The following is a 608-nucleotide window of genomic DNA, read 5'->3' on the forward strand; positions in this document are numbered from 1 at the left end:
GAGCCAGCCGCCGAAGGTGGGGCAGATGATTGGGGTGAAGTCGTAACAAGGTAGCCGTATCGGAAGGTGCGGCTGGATCACCTCCTTTCTATGGAGTATCGGATGACGCAGCTCATCCATACCAATCCAACTTTTTCGCTCGCGTTCAGTTTTGAAGGAATGTTCCTTCAAATATGGGGCCATAGCTCAGCTGGGAGAGCGCCTGCCTTGCAAGCAGGAGGTCAGGAGTTCGATCCTCCTTGGCTCCACCAGAATCACCTTCAACGTGGAAAACAGTACCTGTTGAAACGTGAAGGGCGATATGATAAGATAGTTTTCGCCGTCGCAAGATGGCAGTGAAAACATGTATTGTTCCTTGAAAACTGGATAGCGAAAAAGTGTTAAGGCAATGTAAGTGTAGTCATTGGTGATACGCAAGTATCACAACCTATACTAGATGTTTAGCGAGGATATATTTTGAGTGAGCGACTTTACGCGAACCAACATATATTTCTTGCACGAGCGAACATTTTGGTATGACCGACTTTTACGCGACAGCGTACGGAGGGCATGCCAAAATGAGAGCGAGGATAAGCTAGTAAGGGCACACGGAGGATGCCTAGGCGCTA

Annotated in this window: 1 tRNA gene and 1 rRNA gene; both read left to right on the forward strand. The window is 48.4% G+C overall.

What is annotated here, in order from left to right:
* A 16S ribosomal RNA gene (locus tag ACFPXP_RS02700) occupies positions 1-88 on the forward strand; the annotation flags it as partial.
* Between the two features lie 87 nt (positions 89-175).
* Positions 176-251, forward strand: a tRNA-Ala gene (locus tag ACFPXP_RS02705).
* The last annotated feature ends 357 nt before the right edge of the window (positions 252-608 follow it).

The organism is Marinicrinis lubricantis, from assembly GCF_042658665.1.
Taxonomy (GTDB): Bacteria; Bacillota; Bacilli; order Paenibacillales; family KCTC-33676; genus Marinicrinis; species Marinicrinis lubricantis.